The sequence below is a fragment of the Gemmatimonadota bacterium genome, assembly GCA_040388625.1.
Taxonomy (GTDB): Bacteria; Gemmatimonadota; Gemmatimonadetes; order Gemmatimonadales; family Gemmatimonadaceae; genus Fen-1247.
Map to the genome: position 1 here is coordinate 1 of JAZKBK010000001.1, position 23,929 is coordinate 23,929.

General features: G+C 62.3%; 20 protein-coding genes. 4 read left to right on the plus strand and 16 right to left on the minus strand.

The features are described 5' to 3' along the window. Positions 1-61 precede the first annotated feature (61 nt). Complete coding sequence (dnaK, locus tag V4529_00005; protein MES2356708.1) at positions 62-1,984, minus strand: molecular chaperone DnaK; 1,923 nt, start codon at positions 1,982-1,984, stop codon at positions 62-64. A 166-nt stretch (positions 1,985-2,150) separates the two neighbouring features. On the opposite strand from dnaK, the gene V4529_00010 reads away from it, so the two are divergent. The 4 genes from V4529_00010 to ppk1 all read left to right on the plus strand — a co-directional run bounded on the left by V4529_00010 (position 2,151) and on the right by ppk1 (position 6,734). Next, a complete protein-coding gene (locus V4529_00010; protein MES2356709.1) occupies positions 2,151-2,888 on the plus strand; it encodes a rhomboid family intramembrane serine protease in 738 nt (245 codons plus the stop codon). Positions 2,889-2,954: 66 nt separating this feature from the next. Beyond that, positions 2,955-3,566, plus strand: coding sequence for a DUF47 family protein (locus tag V4529_00015; protein MES2356710.1), 612 nt, complete (start codon positions 2,955-2,957; stop codon positions 3,564-3,566). Positions 3,567-3,569: 3 nt separating this feature from the next. After that, positions 3,570-4,607 (plus strand): inorganic phosphate transporter, encoded by a 1,038-nt coding sequence (locus V4529_00020; protein ID MES2356711.1) that lies wholly within the window; start codon positions 3,570-3,572, stop codon positions 4,605-4,607. Further along, complete coding sequence (gene ppk1 / locus V4529_00025) at positions 4,608-6,734, plus strand: polyphosphate kinase 1 (protein ID MES2356712.1); 2,127 nt, start codon at positions 4,608-4,610, stop codon at positions 6,732-6,734. A gap of 7 nt (positions 6,735-6,741) precedes the next feature. Here the strand turns inward: ppk1 and V4529_00030 are convergent, their stop codons facing one another. From V4529_00030 to V4529_00100, 15 genes are all read right to left on the minus strand, one after another. Next, positions 6,742-7,608, minus strand: coding sequence for an aldehyde dehydrogenase family protein (locus V4529_00030; protein MES2356713.1), 867 nt, complete (start codon positions 7,606-7,608; stop codon positions 6,742-6,744). Next, the gene (locus tag V4529_00035; protein MES2356714.1) at positions 7,605-9,035 is read right to left on the minus strand and encodes an aldehyde dehydrogenase family protein; all 1,431 of its coding nucleotides are present in this window, start codon (positions 9,033-9,035) and stop codon (positions 7,605-7,607) included. The genes V4529_00030 and V4529_00035 overlap by 4 nt, the downstream gene beginning before the upstream one ends. A 104-nt stretch (positions 9,036-9,139) precedes the next feature. Further along, entirely contained in the window at positions 9,140-10,057 is a 918-nt protein-coding gene (gene deoC, locus V4529_00040) for a deoxyribose-phosphate aldolase (protein ID MES2356715.1), read from the minus strand. Positions 10,058-10,115: 58 nt separating this feature from the next. Beyond that, a complete protein-coding gene (locus V4529_00045; GenBank protein ID MES2356716.1) occupies positions 10,116-11,708 on the minus strand; it encodes a Ppx/GppA phosphatase family protein in 1,593 nt (530 codons plus the stop codon). 70 nt (positions 11,709-11,778) lie between these two features. Further along, on the minus strand, positions 11,779-12,468 hold the full coding sequence (gene phoU, locus V4529_00050; GenBank protein MES2356717.1) for a phosphate signaling complex protein PhoU: 690 nt from the start codon (positions 12,466-12,468) through the stop codon (positions 11,779-11,781). Next, on the minus strand, positions 12,465-13,208 hold the full coding sequence (gene pstB / locus V4529_00055; protein ID MES2356718.1) for a phosphate ABC transporter ATP-binding protein PstB: 744 nt from the start codon (positions 13,206-13,208) through the stop codon (positions 12,465-12,467). Before pstB (V4529_00055) ends, phoU begins: the two co-directional genes overlap by 4 nt. Before the next feature lie 47 nt (positions 13,209-13,255). Next, positions 13,256-14,041, minus strand: coding sequence for a phosphate ABC transporter ATP-binding protein PstB (pstB, locus tag V4529_00060; GenBank protein ID MES2356719.1), 786 nt, complete (start codon positions 14,039-14,041; stop codon positions 13,256-13,258). A gap of 127 nt (positions 14,042-14,168) precedes the next feature. Next, complete coding sequence (gene pstA / locus V4529_00065; GenBank protein ID MES2356720.1) at positions 14,169-15,047, minus strand: phosphate ABC transporter permease PstA; 879 nt, start codon at positions 15,045-15,047, stop codon at positions 14,169-14,171. Further along, positions 15,044-16,033: a phosphate ABC transporter permease subunit PstC gene (gene pstC / locus V4529_00070; GenBank protein MES2356721.1), complete on the minus strand. Its 990-nt coding sequence runs from the start codon at positions 16,031-16,033 to the stop codon at positions 15,044-15,046. The genes pstA and pstC overlap by 4 nt, the downstream gene beginning before the upstream one ends. 121 nt (positions 16,034-16,154) lie before the next feature. Continuing rightward, on the minus strand, positions 16,155-16,490 hold the full coding sequence (locus V4529_00075) for a hypothetical protein (protein ID MES2356722.1): 336 nt from the start codon (positions 16,488-16,490) through the stop codon (positions 16,155-16,157). Between the two features lie 99 nt (positions 16,491-16,589). Beyond that, positions 16,590-16,976 carry a DUF2784 domain-containing protein gene (locus V4529_00080; GenBank protein ID MES2356723.1) on the minus strand — a complete coding sequence of 129 codons (387 nt, stop codon included), beginning with the start codon at positions 16,974-16,976 and terminating at the stop codon, positions 16,590-16,592. A gap of 90 nt (positions 16,977-17,066) precedes the next feature. Then, the gene (locus tag V4529_00085) at positions 17,067-18,971 is read right to left on the minus strand and encodes a hypothetical protein (protein ID MES2356724.1); all 1,905 of its coding nucleotides are present in this window, start codon (positions 18,969-18,971) and stop codon (positions 17,067-17,069) included. Positions 18,972-19,025: 54 nt separating this feature from the next. Next, positions 19,026-21,518, minus strand: a complete 2,493-nt coding sequence (locus V4529_00090) for a protein kinase (protein ID MES2356725.1) — start codon at positions 21,516-21,518, stop codon at positions 19,026-19,028. Positions 21,519-21,707: 189 nt separating this feature from the next. Next, positions 21,708-22,499: a M90 family metallopeptidase gene (locus tag V4529_00095; GenBank protein MES2356726.1), complete on the minus strand. Its 792-nt coding sequence runs from the start codon at positions 22,497-22,499 to the stop codon at positions 21,708-21,710. 27 nt (positions 22,500-22,526) lie between these two features. Then, a complete protein-coding gene (locus V4529_00100; GenBank protein MES2356727.1) occupies positions 22,527-23,711 on the minus strand; it encodes a P1 family peptidase in 1,185 nt (394 codons plus the stop codon). Positions 23,712-23,929: the final 218 nt, after the last annotated feature.

Genomic DNA, 23,929 nt, shown 5'->3' on the forward strand with positions numbered 1-23,929 from the left:
TTAGCTAGCTGGTACCGCGTGAGAGCGTCGTCGGGGCAGGCACGGGGGCCTGCCCTTACGGCTACTTCTTGTCTTCGTCGACGATCTCGTAGTCGGCTTCGACTACGTTATCGTCCGCGGGCTTCTCGGCCTCTGGCGCGGCTGCAGGCTCGCCGGGCTGCGCGGTCTGGTTCTGGGCCTGGTAGAAGGCCTGCCCAGCCTCGCTGTACAGCTTGCTCAGCTCCTCCGCGGCGGCATTTATGGCCGCTACGTCGTCGCCCCGCAGAGCGGTACGTGCCTTCTCGACACCCTCTTCAAGACGCTTCCGCATGTCGTCGCCGAGCTTGTCGCCCCATTCCTTGGAGTTCTTCTCGACTTCGTAGGCAAGCGAGTCCAGACGGTTGCGTGCATCGATCTGCTCGCGACGCGTCTTGTCTTCGGTTGCGTTCTTCTCGGCGTCCTTGACCATGCGATCGATCTCGGCATCGGACAATCCGCTGGATGCTTCGATGCGGATCTTCTGCTCCTTGTTCGTCGCCTTGTCCTTGGCGGTGACGTTGAGGATTCCGTTCGCGTCGATGTCGAACGTGACCTCGACCTGCGGCACGCCGCGCGGTGCGGGTGGAATTCCGGTGAGCTGGAATTTGCCGATCGTCTTGTTGTACGTGGCAAGCTCGCGCTCACCCTGCAACACGTGAATCTCCACCGTCGACTGATTGTCATCAGCAGTCGAGAACGTTTCCGACTTCTTGGTCGGAATGGTTGTGTTGCGTGGGATGAGAACCGTCATCACGCCGCCGAGCGTCTCGATTCCGAGCGACAGCGGTGTCACGTCGAGCAGCAATACATCCTTCTGCTCGCCGGTGAGAACGGCGCCCTGAACCGCCGCGCCGATCGCGACCACTTCATCGGGATTGACGCCCTTGTTGGGCTCCTTGCCGAAGAACTTCTTGACCTCGTCCTGAATCTTCGGAATACGCGTCGATCCACCGACGAGAAGGACCTCGTCGATTTCGTTCGGCTGAATTCCGGCATCCTTCAACGCCTGCTGCATCGGCGGAATCACGCGCTTGATGAGGTCATCGACGAGCTGCTCGAACTTGGCGCGCGTGAGCGAATAGTTGAGGTGCTTGGGGCCAGTCTGGTCCGCGGTGATGAACGGAAGATTGATGTCGGTCGACTGCGTGGTGGACAGCTCCATCTTGGCCTTCTCGGCCGCTTCCTTCAGACGCTGCAGCGCCATCGGATCCTTGGAGAGATCGATGGCCTGATCGCGCTTGAATTCGGTGACGAGCCAGTCGATCACGCGTTGATCGAAGTCGTCGCCGCCGAGGTGTGTGTCACCATTGGTGGACTTGACCTCGAACTGGCGCGAGCCTTCGACGTCGTAGAGCTCGAGCACGGAGATGTCGTACGTACCGCCGCCCAAGTCGAACACCGCGACCTTCTCGTCCTTCTTTTTATCGAGACCGTACGCGAGTGCAGCTGCGGTCGGCTCGTTTATGATGCGGAGCACGTCGAGGCCGGCGATCTTGCCGGCATCCTTGGTTGCCTGGCGCTGCGAATCGTTGAAATAGGCAGGGACGGTGATGACAGCCTTGGTGACCTTGGTTCCGAGGTAATCTTCAGCGGTCTGCTTCATCTTCTGAAGAATCATCGCGGATATCTCGGGCGGGGAGAACTTCTTGCCCTGGACTTCGACGACAACCATTTCGTTCGCCCCTGCTTCGACCTTGTAGGGAACGCGGGTCTTTTCCTCGCTGATCTCGTTCAGCTTGCGACCCATGAAGCGCTTGATCGAGAAGACGGTATTGGCGGGGTTGGTGACTGCCTGACGCTTGGCGATCTGACCTACGAGGCGCTCGCCATCTTTCGCGAATGCAACGACCGACGGCGTTGTCCGTCCGCCTTCCGCATTCGGGATGACGACCGGGTCTCCGCCTTCCATGACGGAAACGACGGAGTTGGTGGTGCCGAGGTCGATGCCGATGACTTTTTCTGCCATGACTGTATTATCTGGTTCGGGTGAAAACGACGCTGGAGAGCAGTACTGCAAGCCCCGAGCATGTGGGCGCCGTCGCTGTCTCGTGCACGGTGCTATCTGCGACCACTACTAGAGCAACGCAAATGCCGAACTTTCCTGCCAGAATGGCACAGTCGCGGATAAACGCATGATTCCAGTCGGAACCAGCCTGCCGACTCGGCGCATCGCCTGGATGAACTACCTCATCATCCTGGTCACGATAGCTGTGTGGATTCAGGTCGAAGGTGCCGGTGTTGATCCGATGAGGCTCGCCGCGACGATCTGCAACTTCGGGATGGTTCCGGGCGAGATAACGCACGTCGCGCCGATCGGGCTCGCCGTTCCGCTCGGGCGCGGGCTGGCGTGCGTGGTGGACAACGATCCGATAAACATCCTGACGCCGCTGTTCTCGATCTTCCTGCACGGGAGCTGGGCCCATCTGCTGGGCAACATGCTCTTTTTGTGGGTATTCGGCCGCGGGATCGAGGACACGATGGGGCCGGTCCGATATCTGGCGTTCTACCTCATCTGCGGGATCGTCGCATGTCTGGCTCAGATCGCCTCGAGCCCGGGCTCCCCGGTGCCGACGGTGGGCGCATCGGGTGCGATTTCGGGGGTGATGGGCGCCTTCCTGCTGCTATATCCAAATGTTCGCGTGAAGATGTTCTTCTTCATCATTCTGGCGGACGTGCGGGCGTGGATCGTGTTGATCTACTGGTTCCTGTTGCAATTGTTCGAGGGGATAGCGATGTCGGGTCAGATGGGGTCGGAATTCTCGAGCGGGGTGGCGGTATGGGCCCACGTTGGTGGATTTGTGACCGGTCTTCTGCTGATCAAGTTCTTCACTTCGCGCGGGGCGGTGGCTGCACCGTTCCGGAGAGGCTAACTTCGTACACTGTCGCGCTTGCAGCATCGCGACGATTCCCCAGTGCTAATCGATTCGGAGAGAAGTGTGCGGCTGATACCCCGCGACGAGCAGTTTTACGAATTATTCACGCAGCTCGCCGAACGTCTGTCGCTTGCGGCGCGGCTGTTGAACCAGCTTTTCCGGGAGCCGGAGCGGCGGGCCGAGCACGTTCAGGCCATCAAGTCCGCCGAGCATGAAGCGGACGAGATCACGCGCGAGATAATCGACCGGCTTGACAGAACTTTCATCACGCCGTTCGACCGCGAGGACATCCATCAGCTCGCGTCGGCGCTGGATGAAGTGGTCGATCTGCTGGACGGAGCCGCGCGACGGGTCGAGATATTCAGGATCACCACCGTTCATCAGGCTGCGGTCACGTTGTCAGATGTGATGGTTCGTGCAGCGGTACAGGTCGAGGCCGCGGTACGCGGGATGAAGGACCCGAAAGTCGTTGGTCTCAAGGCGCAGGAGCTCAAGAAGCTGGAGGAAGAAGGCGACGCCATCTACCACGAGTCGATGGGTGCGCTGTTCGACGGCGCGCTCGACGCGATCGAAGTGATCAAGTGGAAGGAGCTGTACGACAAGGTCGAGGATGCACTGGACCAGGCGGAAGATGTCGCGAACGTCCTGCAGTCGATCGCACTCAAGAACGGATAGCGTGTGATCGGTTACGTCGTCGCGATAATCATCATCGCGTTCGTCTTCGACTTCAGTAACGGCTTTCACGATTCCGCCAATTCGATTGCGACGATTGTCGGAACGCGTGTACTGAGTCCGGTTGCGGCGGTGGTGTGGGCTGCGTCGTTCAATTTTCTCGCGCTGTTCACCGTCGGCACCGCGGTCGCGAAGACAGTCGGAAGCGGGATGATCGATGTCGCGATCGTCAATCCGAACGTGATACTCGCCGCACTGCTGGGCGCGATCACGTGGAATCTCATAACGTGGGCCTATGGGATTCCGTCGAGTTCATCGCATGCGCTGATAGGCGGCTATGCCGGCGCTGCTATTGCGAAATCAGGTTGGGCGGCGATCGTGTGGGGGCGCAAGTGGATCGAGACACTGTCCTTCATCGTCATCTCCCCGATCGTTGGCCTCGTCGTGGGGCTGGCCTTGATGACGGCGATCTACTGGATTTTCCGGCGCGTCTATCCGGGCAAGGTTGACAGACTCTTTCGTGTAATGCAGCTCGGGAGCTCGGCGCTCCTGTCCGTCGCGCACGGTGGCAACGACGCGCAGAAGACGATGGGAATCATCGTCGGGCTGCTGGTGTCGGTGCGGGCACTGACGGTGCATCAGACCGGAATCCTGGGTCATCTCTACGTCGACAACGCCAACGGTGTCCCGTTCTGGGTCGAGGTGGCGGCGTACACGTCCATGTCCCTGGGGACGCTGTTTGGCGGGTGGCGGATTGTGGCGACGATGGGGCGCCGCATTACGAAGCTTCGGCCAGTGGGCGGGTTCGCGGCAGAGACGGCCGGCGCAATCGCGATTCTGGGAGCCACGTCGCTCGGAATTCCGGTGAGCACGACCCACACCATCACCGGTGCGATCGTGGGGGTGGGTGCCACAACTCGGCTGTCGGCCGTGCGCTGGGGAATCGCGAGAAGAATCGTCTGGGCCTGGATCGTCACAATTCCGGCCGCTGGCATCATGGCTGCAATCGCTTACTGGATACTGGCGTCGATCGTCAAACTCTAGATGGCAATCAATCCCGGGCTGTACATCAACCGTGAGCTTAGCTGGCTCGCGTTCGACGCTCGTGTGCTCAACGAGGCGTTCGACGCGCGAAATCCATTGCTCGAGCGGCTCAAGTTTCTCTCGATCTTCAGCACGAACCTGGACGAATTCTACATGGTTCGCGTTGCCGGCTTGCGGCGCCAGCTTCTCGCCGGCGTGACGGCAGCAACGGGGCCCGATGGAATAGTTCCAGCGGAGCTGGTGAGTGCCATTCGCGCGCGCATTCTCGAGCTGGTGGGAATGCAGCAGCACTGCCTTCACGACATCCTGCTTCCGGCGCTTGAAACGCACGGCGTGCGGCTCGTGACGATGAGCGAGCTCAGCGCCGGCGAGTGGCAGACTGTGGATGATTTCTTCGAGTCCGACATCTTTCCGGTTCTTACGCCGCTTGGTGTCGATCCGACGCATCCGTTTCCGTATATCTCGAACCTCTCGTTGTCGCTCGCGGTGCAGCTGTACGATCCCGACAACAAGGTCGAGCGTTTCGCGCGCGTCAAGATTCCCAAGAGTCTGCCGCGCTGGGTCGGGATCGGGCGCGCAAATCATTTCGTCCCGGTGGAGCAGGTGATAAGCGCGAACCTCGGCGCGCTGTTTCCGGGCATGGAGATTCTCGGAAGCTGGGCCTTTCGCGTGACGCGCTACTCGGATCTGGAAGTGAAGGCGTCGGACGAGACCGAGGACTTGCTGACCGCGATCGAGGAGCAGGTATTCCAGCGCAGATTCACGGAAGTCGTGCGCGTCGAAGTGCAGACGGGGGTGCCGGATGAGATCCGTGCGATTCTGGTGGACGAGCTGCGCGAAGAACAGACACCGGAGTTCGCGCTCACGCCGGAGGATGTGGTGGATGGCGGGGCTCTGCTCGAGCTGGGCGATCTGATGACGCTGGCGACGCTGGACGTTCCTGAGCTGCGCGATCCGCCGTTCGCTCCGGTGACACCGGTACGCCTGCGCGATACCACGCGCTCGATCTTCGACGTGATCAAGGAGCGCGACCTGCTCGTGCATCATCCGTACGAGTCGTTCACGGCGAGCGTGGAGCAGTTCGTACAGGCGGCAGCGGTCGATCCCGATGTGCTCGCGATCAAGATGACGCTGTACCGGACGTCAGGTGACACGCCGATCGTGCGCGCGTTGACCGATGCGGCCGAGCGGGGGAAGCAGGTCGCTGTGCTGGTCGAGCTTCAAGCGCGGTTCGACGAGGCGAACAACATCACGTGGGCGCGCACGCTGGAAGATTATGGGGTGCACGTCGCTTACGGATTGCCGGGACTCAAGACTCACGCCAAGACCACACTCGTCGTGCGGCGCGAGCCAGACGGCATCCGAAGATACGTCCATGTCGGTACGGGCAACTACAATTCAAAGACCGCGCGGTTGTACACGGATCTGGGCCTGTTCACGGTAAGCCGATCGATCGGCGCCGACATCACGGATCTGTTCAACGCACTGACCGGGTTTTCCAGACAGCGGTTGTATCGCAAGATCCTCGTCGCACCCGCGAACATGCGCGACCGGCTGATGGAGATGATCCAGCGGGAGACCGCGCTTGCGAGCGTGGGGAAGAAGGGACGCATAATCGCGAAGATGAACTCGATCGTCGACGAGCAGATCATCGAGGCTCTGTACGATGCGTCGCGCGCCGGTGTCCAGATCGATCTCATCGTCCGCGGCATCTGCTGCCTGCGCCCCGGCATTCCCGGTGCCAGCGACAACATTCGGGTGATGAGCGTGATCGGGCGATTTCTGGAGCACTCCCGGCTGTTCTACTTTGCGAACGACAGCGAGCCGGAGTACTACATCGGGTCAGCAGACTGGATGACGCGCAACTTCGATCGCCGGGTGGAGGCGATCGTTCCGGTCGACGACGTGCTGTTGCATGAAAAGCTTCACTCGATTCTTACCACTTCGCTGACCGACAACCGCGAGGCGTGGGATCTTGCGCCGGATGGAAGCTACACGCAGCGACAGCCCGGAGATGCGCCGGTGCGCGCGACGCAGGACATATTCCTGCGCGATCCGTGGGGCGGCGCGCCGCCGGATGCGCGGTCGGAAGACACCCGCGCCGTGCACATAGCGCGCAGGAGCTGATCCAGGCTCACGCTCCTATGGGGTGCCAGACCGTCTTGAATTCCACGAAGTGCCGAATCTCGTAAACGCCTTCCGCGCGGTCGGACGACCAGTCGATGTCCGGCTGGCGCACCTTCACTCGCTTGACGCTGTCTGCCGCGCCGCGCCGCAGCGACGTCGCATCATCACCGGTTGCGACTGCATCGATTCCACGGATGTGTGTGTGCGTCGCGAAGGTCGGAATCAATTCCTTTTTGTAGCCCGTGATGATGTTGACCACACCGCCGGGTAGATCGGACGTCGCCAGCATCTCACCAAGGGTGATAGCAGGGTAGGGGGTCGATTCGGAGGCGAGCGCGACGATGGTGTTGCCGCTCACGATCGTCGCCGCGATCTGCGTGATGAGACCGAGCAACGGCGATGCGTCCGACGCGATGATTCCGATCACGCCGACGGGCTCGGTAATTGTGAAATTGAAGAACGGTGCGGCAACGGGGTTCGCGCTGCCCAGTACCTGTTCGTACTTGTCCGCCCAGCCAGCATAGTGGACCAGCCGATCGACGGATTCGGCGACCTCGCGCTCAGCGGCCGTCGTCCATTCCGGAGAGAACTGGCGTAGCACGCTCGTCACCTCGTCCGCGCGCGCCTCGAGCATTTCTGCGAGCCGATAAATGATCTGACCGCGATTGTACGGCGTGCGCGCAGACCATCCAGGCCCCGCTTTCGCCGCGGCCTCGACCGCGTTGCGCAGATCCTTGCGCGTGCATTGCGGAACGTTGGCGACGAACTGTCCGCCGCTATCGTACACGGGAAAGGTGCGGCCGCTCTCCGAGCGGATGAACGCGCCGCCGACGTACACTTTGGGCGTCTTCACTACCGGGATGCGCGCGGTCATGACAGCTCCAGGTAATCGAGCAGGCCCTGGCGACCGCCCTCGCGTCCGAAGCCCGATTCCTTGTAACCGCCGAACGGCGACGATGGATCGAACTTGTTGAACGTATTGGCCCATACCACGCCAGCCTTCAATTCCGCAGCCATGCGAAGAATGCGCGACCCCTTGTCGGTCCAGACGCCGGCCGACAGTCCGTACATCGTATTGTTGGCCTTCTCGATCGCTTCATCCATAGTACGGAACGTGAGGATGCTGAGCACTGGTCCGAAGATCTCTTCGCGCGCGATGCGATGGCTCTGCGTGACTTCGGTGAACAGCGTCGGGCGGAAGAAGAATCCACGCGACGGAAGCGAGCACGCGGGTTGGTACAGCTTTGCGCCTTCGGCGACACCGCTTTCCACCAGGTCGCAGATTCTGTCCAGCTGTTCGCGCGAATTGATGGCACCGATGTCGGTGTTCTTGTCCAGCGGATCCCCGACGCGGAGACTGGCCATGCGCTGTTGCAGCTTGTGCACGAACGAATCCGCTATCGATTCCTGAATCAGGAGACGACTGCCTGCGCAGCAGACGTGGCCCTGATTGAAGAAGATGCCGTTGACGACGCCCTCGACGGCCTGATCGATCGGTGAATCCTCGAAGACTACATTCGCTGCCTTGCCGCCCAGCTCCATCGTCATGCGCGTGCCACGCTCGGCGAGTTGTCGCATGATGAGCTTGCCGACTTCGGTCGAGCCCGTGAAAGCGATCTTGCGGGCGGCAGGATGGCCCGTGAGCGCAGCGCCGGTTTCTCCCGCTCCCGTTACAATGTTCACGACGCCATCGGGGAGTTCCGCTTCCTGTAGCAGCTCCGCGAATTTCATCGCCGTCGCGGAGGTCGTCTCCGCGGGCTTGAGCACCACGCAATTACCTGCGGCCAGCGCCGGCGCGATCTTCCATGCGAGCATCATCAGCGGGAAGTTCCAGGGGATTACCTGGCCGACCACACCGATCGGTTCGACCGTGCGGCCGGGTGCGACGTACGCCAGCTTGTCGGCCCATCCTGCATGGTAGAAGAAGTGCGCCGCCGCCATGGGAACGTCGAAGTCGCGCGACTCGCGAATCGGCTTGCCGCCGTCGATCGACTCTGCGACCGCAAATTCGCGCGCACGATCCTGCAGCAACCGCGCGATGCGGTAGATGTACTTTCCGCGCTCGCGTCCCGGCATGTCGCGCCAGACTGTCTCGTACGCAAGCTGTGCAGCCATGTACGCAGAATCGACATCTGCCGAGTTGGCGAGTGCAATTTCGGTGACGGGCTGCTCCGTGGCCGGATTGATCGACGTGAAGTACTCGCCCGATTGCGGCGCGATGAAACGTCCACCGATGAACAGATCATACCGTTGACGGATGCGCGGATCCGCGGTTTCCGGCGCGGGGTCGTACTCCCACAGGTCGCCGAAGATCAGTTCCGGCATCCCCTGCCTGCGTCCGTGTTTCTTCTTTGAATCCTTCGGTGCGGACTCGCTCTCGGACGGATCAAGTGTGGTTGCCATTTTCAGTAGCTCTCAGCGGCTTCGGAGAAATAGTACGGTGCCTGGTACGCGCCGTGCTTCTCCTTGTGAATCTGGCGGAGCAGGTCGTTCAACAACGAGCTTGCTCCGAAACGATAGCGCGACGAGTTGAGCCACGCATCACCGAGCGTTTCCTTGACGGCTACGAGATAGTGCAGCGCCTGTTTTGCGGTCCTGATTCCGCCGGCTGGCTTCATTCCGATCGGAGTTCCAGTATCGAGATAGAAATCGCGGATCGCTTCCAGCATTACCTGCGTGTTGGCGAGGGTCGCGCTACCGCCGGCCTTTCCGGTGCTGGTCTTGATGAAGTCACCGGCGCGTAACACCTGCATCGCGATGAACGAGGCAGCGCGGATGTTGTCGTAAGTCTCCAGCTCGGAGACTTCGAGGATCACCTTGAGCGTTGCGTCTCCGCAGGCTTCGACGACTGCCGCGATCTCATCCTGCACCGCATCGTACTCGCCCGAGAGAAACAGTCCGCGATTGATCACCATGTCGATCTCGTCTGCGCCTGCATTCACAGCGTACTTCACTTCCTGCAGCCTGACCTTGAGCGAGCTCTGGCCGGACGGGAAAGCCGTCGCGACTGAGGCGATCTTGATGGGGGAATCGGCGAGGTGCTTGCGCGCTTCCTTGATGAGCGATGGATAGATGCAGACGGCGGCGACGGGCGGAATCGTGGCGTCGTCGCTTGGCTGTCGGGCCTTCTGGCACAGCGACGCGACCTTGCCCGGTGTATCCTTGCCTTCGAGGGTCGTGAGATCGACCATCGAGACGGCAGTATGGAGGCCCCAGAGCTTGGAACGCCTCTTGATGCTGCGCGTGGTGAACTTGGCCACCCGCTCCTCGATCCCGACCCGGTCCACGGCGCCGAAATTATCCGCGATTGAATGCTTGGTCACAGCTGAAATATAGGATGGCGGCGAGGGGGCAGCTCGGTGGGCTGGCCGGGCGCGGTCCCTACGCAGCCTCGATCCGCACGGGAACCCCGAGCGCTTCCTCCAGCAGCTCGCACTTCCGCGTCGCGCCCCACAGCTCGAGCCGTAGATCATAGGAGCTCGACGCTGGAATCGCCCGAATGACGAATTCAGTTCGCGTGAGTTCGGTGTCGACGTCCTTCACGGCGCTGGCATGGCCGCGATCCAGCCCGTCCGCAACCCGCAGGATCGCGGCCAGTCGCTTGATGCGGCGCCTGAGCTGGCGATCCAGGCCGGCATACGCGCGATGCTGGGCGGTCGGCGCCGCGCCACGATGGTATCGTGCAACATTCGCGACCATCACGCGCTCGGCCGGTGTCATGCCGAGCAGCTCGGCGTGCAGGATCAGATGATACGAATGCTTGTGATGCGCTTCGAAGTTTATGTGATACCCGATGTCGTGCAGCAGCGCGGCGTCCGCGAGAACCGCTCGGTCGCTGGGGCCCAACTCCAGTTTCGCGGCAAGTGCATCGAAGATCTCGAGCGCGATTCGCCGAACCTGCTGTGCGTGCGGTGCTTCGTAATGCGAACGCTCGGCGAGCTGCATCACGGAGCGGCTGCGCGCCTCGCCCGGATCCGCGACGGCAGGCGTAATGCTCGCGGCTTCGAGCAGCAGCCCTTCGCGAATTCCATACGCCGACACCACCAGATCCCGCGCCTCGATGCGCGCCATCACTTCTGCGGCAACAGCGAGCCCCGCCACTATGATGTCCGCGCGCGCAGGCGACAGCCCTGGCACCGTCTGCCGTTCCGACGGTGACATCCCCTGCAACAGATCGAGCAGGTGCTCGATCTCCGCGCGTGTAACTATCGTTCCGTGAACACCCGACGCGCGCCCCATGCCTTGCCGCGACAGGATCATTCCGGCAAGATTGGTGAACGTCCCGCCGGAACCGATCAAACGAGCGCCGTGCCAGTCGCGACGGGACACTGCGGCGCGCAACTCCTTGCGCGCGAACCGACGCAGCTCCGCAAGTTCTCTGCGGCCGCGACTCTTGCGAAAGAACTGCTCAGTCATCGTGATGGCGCCCATGGGGAACGACATCAGTCCGTCGAGCAGACCGTCGGCGCTCAGTGCCAGCTCGAGCGAGCCGCCGCCGATGTCCATCACTACTGCCCGGCCCGTCGCCAGGTCGAAGTGCGCCAGCGCACTTCTGTAAGACAGCAGAGCTTCCTGATCGCCGTCCAGAATGCGAACCGTCAGCCCGGTCGTGTCGCGAACGGCGGCGATGAACTCGGCACCGTTCGCCGCGTCTCGCACGGCGCTGGTGGCTACAGCTTCGGTGCGAACAGCACCCATCTGCCGCGTGAGGGTGGCCATGCGGAGCAGCGCGTCGAGCGCGTTGCGGATTGCGGCTTCCCCGATACGCCCGGTCTGGCCTACGCCCTCGCCAAGTCGCGGAGCGGCCTTCATCTCATCGATGACGCGGATCTCTCCGTCGGGAGATACGTCGGCAACGATCTGGCGAATGGAATTGGAGCCGATGCCTATGGCCGCGATGCGAACGTCATCCGCACGTGGCGCTGGGCGTTGCGATTGCGCGCCCGCGTGCGTCCCCTCAGCTTCGTTCGGCATTCACATTTCCTGCCAGAGCATGACAGGAAATCTAACGCGGGTTGCCCGGTTGCCCGGTCAGTCCTCGCGGTCAGTCTTCAAAGTGATGCTTGATCTGCTTTCCTTCTGCGAGATATACCGCGTCCTCGCCGATGTTGGTTGCGAGGTCCGCAACGCGCTCGAGGTTTCGGCTTACCAGAAGGAGCTCCAGGGACGGCGTGATGGTGCGGGCGTCGCCCATCATGTGTGTGAGCAGGATGCGGAAGATGGAATCGTGCAGCGCGTCGACTGCATCGTCAGCCTGGCAGACTCTTCTACCGAGCGCCCCGTCGCTGCGAAGAAACGCATCCAGCGAATCGCTCAGCATCAGTCGCGCGCGGCGCGCCATGTCCTCGATCTCCGGATCGGGGACGAGCGTTGCGCGCTGCTCGATCAGGCGCTGCGATGACTGCGCGATGTTCACCGCGTGATCCCCGATTCGCTCGAGGTCGCTGGACACCCGGATCGCGCCAACGATGAAGCGAAGGTCGCGCGCCATGGGCTGCTGCAATGCAAGCAGTGCCACCGCGCGCTGCTCGATCTCCACTTCCAGCGCGTTGAGCTCGGCGTCGCTGGATATCACCATTTCGGCGATCCCCTGATCGTTGTGGAGCAGTGCATCGACTGCGTGCTCGATCATCTCCTCTGCGCGTGTGGACATGGCGAGCAGCCGAGCCTTGAGCTCGTCCATCTGATCGTGAAAGTGACGAAAGCCGTTCGGCGCGTCCTGAAGGGCGGTCATCCGAATCTCCCTGTGATGTATGCCTCGGTGCGGTCCTCGCGCGGTCGCGTGAACATTCTATCCGTGCTGTCAGCCTCGACCAGCTCGCCGAGGAAGAAGAACGCGGTGCGCGTCGAGATGCGTGCCGCTTGTTGCAGGTTGTGGGTAACGATCACGATCGTTAGCTCCGACTTGAGCTCGTGAAGCAACTGCTCGATCTTGCGCGTCGCAATCGGATCGAGCGCGCTAGCCGGCTCATCCAACAGGAGAACCTCGGGCCGATTTGCGAGTGCGCGCGCGATGCACAGGCGCTGTTGCTGTCCACCGGAGAGCCCAAGCGCGCTCCTGCGCAGGCGGTCCTTCACCTCATCCCAGAGTGCTGCGCGACGCAAAGCATCCTCCGCGAACTCGTCGAGCTGGGCGCGTGACGTCACGCCGTTGATGCGTGGACCGTACGTAACGTTGTCATAGATCGATGCCGGAAACGGATTCCAGCGTTGAAAAACCATGCCAACGCGCTGCCGGAGTGAGACAACATCCGTGCCACGCGCATATACGTCTGTTCCATCCAGGAGTATCGAGCCTTCCTGGCGCGTGCCGGGAATCGTGTCGTTCATCCGGTTGATCGACCGGAGGAATGTCGATTTACCGCAGCCTGACGGGCCAATGAGCGCGGTGACGCTGTGTGGCTCGATCGCAAGCGACACGTTGAACAATGCCTGCTTCTTTCCATAGAAGAAGGAGAAGTCGACAGCCTCGATCGTCCCTGTTGCGACGGAACTCGTGTCGGGCTCGACTGCCAGTGCACTCATCCGAACCTCCCTGTAATATATGCTTCGGTGCGCGGATCACTCGGCGCGGTAAACAGCGTGTTGGTCGACGCGGCTTCGATCAATGCGCCGTCTAGCATGAACGCGGTGCGATCCGAGACACGCGCTGCCTGCTGCATGTTGTGCGTAACGATTCCAACCGTAACAGTGGAGCGAAGCTCATACACGAGCTCCTCGATCTTCTGGGTACTGGAAGGATCGAGCGACGCCGTCGGCTCATCCAGTAACAGCACACGCGGTTTGGTAGCCAGTGCACGCGCGATGCAGAGGCGTTGTTGTTGTCCGCCGGAAAGTGCGATGGCGCCGGTGCCGAGGCGATCCTTGACTTCCTGCCAGAGGGCGGCGCGGCGGAGTGCGTCCTCGACTATGTCGTCGATGTGCGAGCGCGACGGCACACTGCCGTGCGTTCTCAGTCCAGCGGCCACGTTGTCGCGGATCGACATGGTGGGGAATGGCGTCGGCCGCTGAAATACCATGCCGACATGTCGCCTGACCGCAATGGCGCTTGTCCCACCGCCGTAGAGCTGCTCGCCGTCCAGTGTCACACTGCCGCTCGTGCGCGCACCGGGCACGGTTTCATGCATCCGATTCAGGCAGCGTAACAGTGTGGACTTGCCACAGCCGGACGGGCCTATGATCGCGGTGACGCTGCGCGGGTCGAGTGTGAGTGTCACATCCTTCACTGCGTGCCGCTGTCCGAAGTACGCATTCAACCCTGTGGCTTCGAGACGTGCGACGGATCCGTCCGTGCCGGCGGCTGCGATCGGGCGGTCCGCATTGGGGAACACGTGCCTGGCGACCGGTGCCTCCAGATGCCTGGTCGAGCCCGGCTCGGTCGCCAGCAATCGATCATCGAATTCTGCGTCAGCGGTCACTGCGACAATTCCTGGTTCAGTCAACGGCGGCTCCGAATCGCGACCGCGTGGCGAACCGCGCGGCGATGCTAATGATCAGCACTATGCCGATCAGGACCAGCGCTCCCGCCCAGGCGAGAGAATGCCATTCGTCGTATGGGCTGATCGCGTACGTGAAGATCTGCAACGGCAGCGCAGCGATCGGTTGCCGCAGTGACGTAGACCAGAACTGATTGCCGAACGCGGTGAAGAGCAGCGGAGCCGTCTCGCCGGCGATTCGCGCGATCGCGACCAGCGCCCCCGTTACGATTCCGGGCATCGCGGTGCGCAGGATCACGCTGAGCGATGTGCGCCAGCGCTGATACCCGAGTGCGAGCGCCGCTTCGCGAAGCGAATTGGGAACGATGCGGATCATCTCCTCCGTGGTCCGCGTCACCAGCGGAATGATCATCGCGCCGAGCGCGACACCGCCGGAGAGAGCCGAGAAATGGCCGACGGGTCGGACGAGGAGCTGCCATGCGAAGATACCCATCACTATCGACGGAATGCCATTCAGCACGTCTGACAGAAACCGCACCGTATTCGCGAGCGGCGTTCGCTTGTGCTCGGCGAGATACAATCCCGCACCGATGCCGATGGGCACCCCGACCGCCGCGGCGATGCCGATAAGAATCAGGGTTCCCGAAATAGCATTCGCCATTCCGCCACCTGCCTCGCCGACAGGTTGGGGCATCTTCGTAAATAGATCGACGCTGATCGCGCCGGCCCCCAGCTTGACGATATGTATGACGATGAAGAGCAGCGGCAGTGTCGCAAGCGCCGCCGCGAGGTATGTCAGCGCGACCATCACTCCGCTCACACCGCGGCGCTTGGCCCGGTTCAAGCGCGTCGAGCGCGGTATCACGCCGGTGGTCATGCTTCGTTCCTCACGGATACACTCCACACCAGCCAGCGCGCGATCGCGTTGACGATGATGGTGATGACGAACAGCACCGCGCCGACGGCCATGAGCGCCGAGAGATGCATGTCGCTGGTCGCTTCACTGAATTCGTTCGCGATGAGCGACGCCATTGTGTAGCCGGGCGCCAGCAGCGATGACGATATCTCTGCACGATTTCCGATCACCATGGTGACCGCCATGGTCTCACCGAGGGCGCGGCCGAGGCCGAGTATTACGCCGCCGATTATGCCCGAGCGTGCATTCGGGATCACGGCATCGCGTATTACTTCCCAGCGTGTTGCACCAAGTGCCAGAGCCGCCTCGCGCTGCGAGCGCGGAACGGCGCGGAGAACCTCGCGTGACACCGCTGAGATGTAGGGAAGCGCCATGATGGCGAGAATGATTCCAGCCGCCAGCATGCTTGGACCGTACGCGGGCCCCGCAAAGAACGGCGTTGCGCCGAGATGGAGGGTGTCACGCAGAAATGGCACGACGTCTTCGCGCAGCAGCGGAATCATGACAAAGATTCCCCACAGGCCGTAAACCACGCTGGGAATGGCGGCGAGCAGATCCACCAGAAATGCCACTGGTTGTTGCAGCCAGCGCGGGGCGAACTCGGACAGGAAGATCGCGACACCCAGTGCGAGCGGAGTCGCGATGAGCAGCGCGATGAACGAGGAGACGATCGTGCCGAAAATGGCAGGCGCAGCACCGTACTTGCCCGCCGGAACGTCCCATTCGCTCGACGTCAGGAATCCGAATCCGAACTGGTGCAGGGCAGGCCATGCCGCGCGTCCGATCTCGATCGCAATGGCGATGAGCAGCAGCGGGATGCAGACCGCAAACGCCGTCGTCATCACAGAGTAGACGCGGTCACCCAGATCGGAGCCGACGATCGACACGCGTGCGGTCGTTTCGCGCTCAGCGCCGCTCATTCCGCGAATTCTTTCGATGCCGTCCATGTTGATACTGAAAGCTAGAACGGCCCGCGGCGCTGGTGGGCAATACCATGTAACGGCATTGTCACAAGCGCTGCGGGCCGTTCATACCCCGCGCCGGGTACGTACTGAAGCCAGCCTCCGGTTATCGGGTCGAGGAGCGGATTGGCGTTGCAGGACTGGACTGCTGCAGTCCACGCAGCGCAAACCACAACACCAGCGGCGGCCCGAATATCCATAGCGCCAGAGCACCGAGGCCGATCGAGCCGCTCCATGGTGCCGTGTGCGCGCTGCTCATAGTGACGTGGATCATGGTCCCGTCCAGCGATGCGTTGATTACGCCGTGTCCGGCGTCGGGGCGTGTAACGCGCCATCCGGCGATGATTGGCGGGCCCAGGAGGACCACTGCGAGAATGGCCCAGTAGCCAGTGGATCCGAGCAGGAACAAGCGTCTGCGCCATCTGTCGAAAGAAAACGGCATGAGTGTCTCCTTATGTCAGGCGCGCGGTGGATGGGATTGCGCCAGGAGCCGCATCAGAGGAGAATAGCGCGAGACAGTCATCGTCGCCACGGTGGCGCATCAGGCGGGCGTAACGGGTCGCTTTGATCGGGTGTGCAGGCGAACGATCAGCGTGTATGCGGCGACGTTCACGAGCAGGGCGAAACTGCCGAGCGCAAGGCGTGCGTGCGAGTCGAGGCCGGATGGGTACAACGTTCGCAGAATGTAGTGCTCGATGAATCCGCCGGAGTAACCCGCAACGCCGGCCCGCGCGCGCAACGTGTTCTCGAGCGGTGTGAGCGGACAGATCCAGCCGCCATATTCGATCAACACACCCCACACGGCAGCCGGAACGTGCACCCATACGAGACGATGCCAGCGGAGCGCGAGGAATCCACCGGCGACGACGAAGAGAACGAACGCCGCGTGGATGGTGATTACGGCGCCGGCAAGCAGGTGATCGATCATTTCAAATGATACAATTCGCGCACAGCATCTTACCGAGACGCCCGGATTCCGAGTAGGTGCGTACCTGATGGCACGCACCTACTCCGCAGATTATGGCGTGACGCGAATCCTGGTATCGACGTACGCGGCGGTACCGCGATCCCGTGCTCTGATGGCCAGAACGTGCGACCCGCCGAGCGATGGAATCGGGAACGTGTAGCTGTCTCGTGTGGCGCAGTTGTCGTGCATGACGAAGCCGCTGCCGGGGTCATATCCAGCGGCGCCTGTCGGTGTGACATTCACACCATCGACGTAGGCCTTGAAGTCGTTGTCGATCGCAATGCCGACCGTGAGTCCGGCGGTCCACCACGCGGGGAGCGTGAATGTCTTGCGCAGCAGCATGTCCGTCGGCCCGGACGGATTGTTCGTCCATATCGTACCGACGCTTGCAGTCAACGCCGAGCAGGACGCCGCAAGATTGGAGCTTGCGAACGCAGCGCCGCCCGTGCTCCACCCGTTCTGCGGCGTCGCAGCGAAGTTGGGTTGCTCGAAGCCCGGCGCGATGCCATCGGCGCCGGAGAGGTACATGTAGCCGCTCGCCTCGTATGGAATTACGTCGGTGCTCGTTGCGGTGAACGTGAGCGGGTTACCCGATACGACCACCGCGGCGCCGGCGCCAAGACCCGAAGTCGGGAATCCCGAGATGCTCGTTGGCAGCGTGAAGCTCGCGTTCGCGGTGACGGAGTTCGCGGGTCCGACACCGAGCGTCCAGTTCTGGACGGTTGCGAGTCCGTTGGCGTCGGTGGTGAGCGCGAGGGAAGTGGTCCGTGTCGAGCTCGATGCGGGTCCGAGGCTTCCGCCACCGGAAGCAACGTCGAACGTTACGGAAGCACCGCCGAGCGGTGTGTGCCCGTTCACCGTTTGCACCAATGCGGACGGCGCCGAGGCGACTGACGAGCCTGCGGGTGCGGTTTGCGGTTGAGCCGGGAAGTTTGCGGGCATCTTCACAACTACAGCGGTGTCGACGCCGCCGAACGGGCTGAATGAGGTGGTCTTTCCACCCACACCACTCGATACGAGTGCGTAGGCCGGCGTCGGAGAAAACAAGCCGAGCGCGTCCGAGCCGAGCCGCTTCGCCGCGCGCCCGTACTCTCCATTGCGGGCGAGATCGAACACGCTTGGCTGCGGGGCGAGCGCAGTTGCGCCACAAACCAGAAATGGCACCGGTACCTGCGGAAGAATCTGGATCCCCGTCCCAACGTTGTGCGCGAGATCGACGCTCGATGGCGGTTGATCGCCAGCTGGCGTCTGGAGACATGCCGCGGCAACAACCGGCGTGGTGAACGTTTGCTGTGGGATGACCTTGAAATCGAAGAATGGACCGTACTGATCCAGTTTGGTATTGAGCGGACCCGCGGGGAAAGTGTATGTCGCGGGGAGAATCGAGATGGAAATCGTCACTGGTTGCGACAGCGTCCCGCCAGGGATCAGCAATCCTGCGTGTTTCGAGCCCGTGACGATCGTCTGATCGCTCGATGAGGGCATCACGACGGCGACGACGTTGTCAGCGTCGAGCAGGGTCGAGCCGAGTGTCAGGGCAGACCCGTCGAGACCGACGAGGCAATAGAGCGCGCTCCCGAATGCGAGGGTCTTTGTCTGTGTCAGTGTCGACGTGCCGCCGCGGAGATCACCGGCGTAGTACTTGTCGAGCGTGAATTTCCACTCCGCATACATGTCGTTGATCGCATCGCTATTGCGGTGCTGCCGAAGATCGTTCTCGATCCGTACGAAGCCGACCGTTGCCTTGCCGATATCCCCGGGCCCGAAGAGATCGACTATCTGCGAGTGTGTTGCGACCTGACATGTCGGGCCAGCGGACTGTACGCCGCGGCTTGCACTTGCCGATGCGGCGGTACTCGCGGGCGCGGTTTGGCGATCGGTTGAACAGGCGGCGAGCAATAACACTCCTGGGATGAAGACGCCAAGGAGCGCGGAAAGCGGGGAGCTGCGACGCATTGGATACTCCGGTCGGGATCGTCCGGTTTTCCGGACTTCCCGAAGATAGAAGTTTTACTTTTTCGGCTTAACGACGACCGCTTGAAAGCGCGGATCGTCGTGGATACTGCGCCATTGCCAGTTGCGCTCGCCGTCGAAGTCGATGGCACGCGCCGGGTTGGCGCTAAGGTACAGAGCGAGAGCGCTTATTGCCTTGTCCTTCTTACCGAGCAGAGTCCAGACAAATGCTTCGGTCTCCGTAACGTCCTTGGTGGGATCAATGTCGGAAGGATCTTCCAGCTTCGCAAGGACGTGCTCCGCGCTGTCGGCGAGTCCAGCACGAGCGAGCGCCGCCGCCACGAGGGCCTGCCCATTGAGTCTGGCGAGCGGCCGGTCGGGGGCCTTCGACACCCTGACGAGAGAGTCGGCGAGGCGCCAGGCGCGCGGAATGTCGGGCTTGACGGCGGTGGTCCCCATCATGAGGAGGTTGCACTGGGCGAGCAGCGCATTTGTGGGAAACCGGGCGGTTCCCACTTCGCACCAGTGAATCGCGTCCGGGAATTGTTCCAGGTCGAACGATGAAATGAAGAGCCTCCACACGATGCGGTCGGCGTCACTGAGGTACGCATCCTCTTCGTACGCACGGCGTGCGGCAAGTTTCGCGTTCACTACATCATTGTATTGATAGTAGAGATGACTGAGCACCGACCACGCAGTGGGCCGATTGGGCGAGAGTTCGGTCGCGCTCTCGAGATCCTTGCGCGAATCATCGAGGAGCGCCTTCGCCTTCACCGGATCCGGCTCGATCGCGAGAAGCCAACGCCAGTAGTGAAGTGTCCCGCGCAGCTCGAGCGCGTCTGGATCCTTGGGTGCGATCTGGATCGCCTGCGCCACCTGCGCGAGACCCTTGTCGATCCATTGATTTGCACGGAGCTGATCGCTGCCGAAGAAACGCGACGCGCGATAATCGATTCGTCCGCGCAGTGTCGGAAGCTGTGCCCAGTCCGGATCGATGGCTGCCGCTCGCATCAGCGTCGAGTCCGCTCGTGCATAGTCGCGCAGTATGCCAGCCGTGTCGTTCAAGGTTGCCGAACTGTCGCCGCTCCGCATCTCGAGCTTGGCCTGCTGCAGCAGCGACCACGCCTGCGGATTGCTGGTGCCAGCACGCTCCTCTCTCAGATTGATCTCCTGGCCGAGGCGCTGGCGCAGGAAGCTCGTAACACGTTCCGCGAGCGTATCACGCAGCGCCAGCGGATTCGACGCGGCAGCTTCGAACGTCGCGCGCTGAAAGTCAGTACCGGTCGCGTCCTTGAGTCTCACACTCACACTGATTCTGTCGCCGTGTTGCTCGACGCTGCCGTCGACGAGCGTGCCGACACCCAATGCGCGCGCGATGCTGTCTCGCGGGACATCCTTGTTCGCGAACAGCGCGGAACCGTTCTTCGACGTCACCTGCAACTCGGGAATCGCCGAGAGCCGGTCGATCAGCCCTTCCGTCAGACCACTCGCGAGGTAGCCCAGCTTGTGCCCGTCGCTCTCATCACCGAAGTAAAGAACGGCGATTCGTCGTGGGTCCGGTCCGCCCGCGGCGCCAACGCCGGCTGTCCTGTGCGTACTTCGCCACACGCCGTAGCCGCCGGCGGCCACAACTGCAACCGCGGCAATCCCGATCGCGACGCGTTTCCAGAGCGGCATCGCTCGCGACTCGAACTGCGCCGGTTGCACGGCCCGAAATGTCTGCGTCTCGGGATGCCGCAATGCCGAGATGAACTCTCCCGCCGTCGGGTACCGGTCCGCCGGGACCTTCGACAGCGCCTTCATCAGGATCCGTTCTATCTGCGGCGGTACGGTGCTTCGTATGATCGTCAGCGACGGCACGGAGTCCAGCATGTGTCGCGCGATTACGGCCTGCGCGGTAGGTCCGGTGAACGGCGGCTGGCCACCGATCATCTCGTACGCAACGCACGCAAGACTGTACAGGTCGCTCCGGCCATCCAGCGCTCGCTCCGCGGATGCCTGCTCCGGACTCATGTATGTCGGCGTGCCAAGCGAGATGCCCGTCTGCGTGAGACGTTGTTCGCCGACCTGCGCCATCGCGTGTGCGATTCCGAAATCGGCGAGCACCGCGCGATCGCCGTCGAGCAGAATGTTCTCCGGCTTGATGTCGCGATGCACGATCCCATGTTGATGCGCGTACTCGAGTGCGTCGCCAATCTCGCACGTGATGCGGATCGCATCGTCGATGGAAAGACTGCGCTCGCGATCCAGCCGCGCGCGCAGTGACTCTCCCTCCACATACGGCATCACATAGTAGAGTGAATTGCCGGCCTGGCCAGAGTCGAGTATCGGAAGAATGTGGGGGTGCACAAGCGCGGTCGTAACCTCGATCTCGCGTCTGAAGCGTTCGGCGCCGAGGACGATCGACACGTCGGTACTGAGCACTTTTACCGCTACCGGACGGTCGTGCTCGACGTCGCGGGCGAGATACACGGTGGCCATGCCTCCCTGGCCAACTTCTCGCTCGACAACGTACCGGTCGCTGATGGAGGACCGAACTCTTTCTATCAACGCTGACACGGGCCCGTCTTTCGCTCGGGGGGAATCCTCCAACATGACGCAAAACACAAGGATGCGCCAGACGCGGGTTTCTGCGCCATCCCCCCGGTCGGCGAGGCTGGCCCGCCGTGCGCCGGAATTGCGGCCCCTCTGACAGCCTCCGCGGCGCGGTTCTCCCTCCCCGCGTGCGGTCGCACGAGCTCAGCCGGGCTGCGTCTCCGTGGAGTACGTCGTCGGATCCTGACGATAGAATTCGCGAAGCGCCCGGAACAGCTCGGGGTGCCGCTCCTGCAATGCCAGCGGCAGCTCGAAGAACGCTTCCGTGGCGACAGCGAAGAATTCGGCCGGATTCGCTGCCCCGTACGTGTCCAGAACGGTCGGAAGGCCGGCGTCGTCGGCATCGCGCAACGCCCGGAGTTCAGCGCTCATCACGCGCGCCCACGCGACGTACGCCCCTTTCGTCTGCAGTTCCGGAGTTCCATCGGCGACGAGATTCTCGAAATCCAGCTGATGCGCGAATTCATGGAGGACGAGGTTCCTCCCATCGCCTGGATCGGCCGCGCCCTGTTTCGCGGCGTCCCATGCCAGCACCATCGCGCGCAGCTCCCGCGCGGTGTGCCCCAGTCGTTCCTGCCCGCCTTCCTCCCAGATCCAGCCACCGATTGGGCGTTGCTCGTACGCGGTGTATCCCGATGGATACACGATTATGGAGGTGAGCTCGGGATAGTAGTCGGTCTCACGATGCAGCAGCAGCATGCACGCCTGCGCCGCGATCGTCACGCGGATCTCGTCCGTCATCTCGAGTCCGCCGCTCGCTTCGAAGTGCTTCTCGGCGAGAAATACCTGCACGTGGCCGAGCAGCTCGGTCTGATCCGCGGCAGGAAGCCGGCGGAATACAGGAAGATTTCGCTCTACGATGGCGCGCCATGCTTGCGGGAACGGCTGCTTGCGAAGGCGCTCCCGCCGCCGCTTGGTGCCAAAGCCAAAGACCATACGCAAAGTTAACCGCGGCGCAGCGTGCTATCTCTTTCCGACGTTGTATTTCGCCAGTATCGCGCGCACGCGATCCAGCGGTATCGCGTCGACGGTTCGGCCTTCGCTTGTCACCGATGTCGCCATGAACAGCGAGTTGTAAACCGCTTCTTCCGTCGATTCTATCACCGCTTCGAACAGTGGCGACATGTCGTCGTTCGATACGTCCTGGGTGCTTCGCAACACGGGCTTCGGATCCTGTAAGCTTCCGCTCGACGCGGTGATCCGGCGACGCACTCCTTCGGCGGTGGAGAAGGCGATCACGTAGTCGCCGGATCCGTTCGAGGCGCTCGACCCCGTGCGCGCGATTCCCATCATTGCGCGCGCCGCGAGGCGCTCGAGGTTGCGGTCCGAAAGCGGTGCGTCGGTTGCGACAACGATCATCACGGAACCATCGCCGCGCTGGTGCTCGACGTCGTTCCTGTACGCGTATTTCCCGAGCTCCCGGCCAACCGGCGCTCCCATTACCTGGAGCACTCCGCCGAAGTTGGTCTGAACCAGCACGCCCACGGTCCAGCCGCCGAGCGGCGCCGGAAGTACGCGTGACGACGTGCCGATACCACCCTTCCACTGGAATACGATAGTCCCCGCACCCGCGCCCACGCTCCCTTCAGCGACAGGTCCGCTGCTCGCGGATGCAAGCGCATGGTGAACGTCTGCCGGGGAGATCGGGCGCGATCGGATGGCGTTCAACGTTCCGTCGTTCGTCTCGCCGACGACAGGATTGATCGATCTTACCTTCTCCATTCCGGGCATGCTCAACAGTTCCGCCGTGAGTGCATCTGCCGCGCGCCACACACACAGCGTGCACGTCAGCAGGATTGGCGTCTCCAGCTCACCCAGCTCCTTGAGCTGCGTTGCGCCGACCAGCTTGCCGAATGCGTTCCCCACGAACACGGCTGCCGGGACGCGATCGAAAAACATGTTGCCGCTGTGCGGAAGAATCGCGGTCACGCCTGTGTGTACCGAATCGCCAGCGATCACGGTCGACTGCCCGACAAGCACACCAGCGACGTCGGTAATTGCGTTCTGCTTTCCCGGCGTGAAGATGCCGGGCGCGACGCCAAGCGCTCGCGCGCGCACCCGCGGTTCCTGCGCGTTGAGCACGCCGGCGGCTGACAGGACCGCGAGGCAGATGCCGAGCACTCTGCTGGTTGAGCTGGTTGGGCGCATGCGTGTGGATGGTTGGAGTCACGAATCATACCACCGCTTGGGCGAGAACGACATTGGACAGCGCCGCCGTGCCCTTCGGCGACCAGCTGATCGATGCGCTGCTCCCGGCTCGCGGGTAGCTCGAACAACTCCGCCGCTGGCGCACGGTAAAAAAATACCGGCAGCGCGATGGTGCGCCGCCGGTATGGTTCGGTCTGTCAATTCATCACAAGGAGCGT